This is a genomic window from Aestuariivirga sp., from assembly GCF_037139295.1.
Lineage (GTDB): Bacteria > Pseudomonadota > Alphaproteobacteria > Rhizobiales > Aestuariivirgaceae > Aestuariivirga.
The window spans coordinates 1-2,148 of record NZ_JBAXGR010000259.1 but is presented as its reverse complement, the minus strand read 5'-3'; the positions used below and the strand labels follow the sequence as shown (position 1 = coordinate 2,148).

Annotated in this window: 3 protein-coding genes; all 3 read left to right on the top strand. The window is 52.6% G+C overall.

All coding sequences use genetic code 11. The annotated features are described in order from the left end of the window. The first annotated feature begins 77 nt into the window (after positions 1-77). A complete protein-coding gene (locus WCJ41_RS21645; protein ID WP_336907907.1) occupies positions 78-638 on the top strand; it encodes a flagellar basal body-associated FliL family protein in 561 nt (186 codons plus the stop codon). After that, complete coding sequence (gene fliP / locus WCJ41_RS21640) at positions 635-1,378, top strand: flagellar type III secretion system pore protein FliP (RefSeq protein WP_336907906.1); 744 nt, start codon at positions 635-637, stop codon at positions 1,376-1,378. Before WCJ41_RS21645 ends, fliP begins: the two co-directional genes overlap by 4 nt. Positions 1,379-1,527: 149 nt before the next feature. Then, positions 1,528-2,148 (top strand): flagellin (locus WCJ41_RS21635; RefSeq protein ID WP_336907905.1); only part of this gene is annotated, 621 nt, incomplete at its 3' end.

Here is a 2,148-nt window from a genome sequence, read left to right as displayed (position 1 = left end):
TTACCGAAGTGCAACAGCCGGGCTGGGGTCAGCAGATATGGGATCGGGTTTCACCGTTCTGATGGATGGCGTTTGACATGGCAAGTTCCGGATCAACAGACAAAGGCGGAATGATCACAACAATTGTGAGCATTCTACTGTTGAGCCTCGTGGGTGCCGGAGTGGGCTTTTCGGTGGGCATCTTTCTCCAGCCTACGACAGGAGCAGAGAGTAAACCCGCAGCTTCATCTGCATCCACAAAAGCGATGCCTCCGAACTCAGATGTCATTGAGCACCCGAATGAAACCAGCAGCACGGCAGAGTCCCTGCCCGATATAGAAGACGATGCCGAAGAGCTTGAAGCAGATCTCAAGATCATCACGATTCCACCAATTCTGACCACGCTGGCGTCACCCGAGGGGAAATGGATTAGGCTCGAGGGATCCATTCTTGCAAAGCCAAGCGCAGAGAAGTCTCCTGAATTGCTCGCCGAGCGGTCCGGCGAACAGATACTTGCTTACTTGCGCACCGTCCGGCTTGAACAACTGCAAGGTCCTTCTGGACTGATTGCCTTGCGCGACGACCTCAACGAAACTGTCAGAAGTCTTTCGAATGGTGACGTTCGCGGGGTGCTCATACACGGGCTACTCGTCGAATGAGACTGCTTCTTGCTCCAATAGCAATTGCATTTCTGCTCTCTGCTCCCGCATCAGCTCAGGTAGCGGAGATAAGTAAGCTCATACCTGGCGGCGATCCCACCGTGTCCGGCCGAATCATTCAGTATGCCGCTTTATTGACAGTACTGTCGCTCGCACCCGGATTGCTGATCATGGTGACGAGCTTTACCCGCCTCGTGATTGCCCTCTCATTTCTGCGCTCAGGTCTCGGCCTGCAGAGTACGCCAGCAAATCTCGTGATGGTTTCACTGGCGCTATTCCTGACCTTTTTCATTATGGCCCCTGTCTTTGAGAGGGCCCAAACTGAGGGTCTAACCCCTTATATGGCCGGAAGTATCACAGAAGCGGAGGCCTATGATCGGATAACTCGGCCATTCCGTGATTTCATGACCAAGAATGTGAGGGAGAAGGACCTTGCCCTTTTTGAATCGCTCGCAAAGGACCGCAGTATCAAGATTTCAGAGCAAGGCGATGTTGACCTGCGTATTCTTGTTCCGGCTTTCATGATTTCTGAACTCCGTCGCGGTTTTGAAATCGGCTTTCTGATTGCCTTGCCGTTCCTGGTAATTGACCTCATAGTTTCCATGCTCACCATGTCCATGGGCATGATGATGCTGCCACCTACCGTCATCTCGCTACCCTTCAAGGTGCTGTTCTTTGTCCTGATTGATGGCTGGAACTTATTAGCAGGCAGCCTCGTAAGCTCCTTCATATCTTCTTAACTGCTTCTCTTAGCAGCCAAGTAGCAAGTTTCCCGTAAGCTCGACAGTGACGGGGAGGGCTACTCCCTCTGGCATGACGCCGTCCCGTTCCTCCGGCTCCGACCCGGAATGTTCTCTCATGTGAACACGGGTAAGGGGACATTTCACCTATGACCAGCATCATGACCAACCAGTCCGCCATGACTGCGTTGCAGAGTCTGACAAACACAAACAAGAACTTGAGCCAGACTCAGACCCGCATTTCGACCGGCTATCGCGTCAGCAGCGCCGAAGACAACGCAGCATATTGGTCGATCGCGACGACCATGAAATCCGACCGCGGCGCACTTTCAACGGTGAAGGACGCTTTGGGTCTCGGTGCGGCAACCATCGATGTGGCTTATACTGGCATGAACAGCGCGATCGACGTCACCAAGGAGATCAAGAACAAACTGGTGGCAGCACGTCAACCAGGCATCGATCGAGAAAAGGTTCAGTCGGAAATCAAGGAACTGCAAAATCAGTTGCAGAGCATAGGTGATTCTTCCGTGTTCTCGGGAGAAAACTGGTTGTCGGTCGATTCCAGTGGCGCGTCATATAACGGAACCAAGACGATGATCGCCTCATTCTCTCGCAGCGGCGGAAGTGTCTCAGTCGGTACCATTTCCATCGATATCAACAGCGTAAAGCTTTACGATGGTAATGATCAGTCTGGAATTCTCGACGAGCAGGACACAACTGCCAACGGGAATGTGAACTATGCGGTTTCATCCCTCGACATCTCTGGCATC

Excerpts from the sequence above, each read along its gene's own strand:
- WCJ41_RS21645 (WP_336907907.1), top strand. The coding sequence starts at position 78 with ATGGCAAGTTCCGGATCAACAGACAAAGGCGGAATGATCACAACAATT.
- fliP (WP_336907906.1), top strand. The coding sequence starts at position 635 with ATGAGACTGCTTCTTGCTCCAATAGCAATTGCATTTCTGCTCTCTGCT.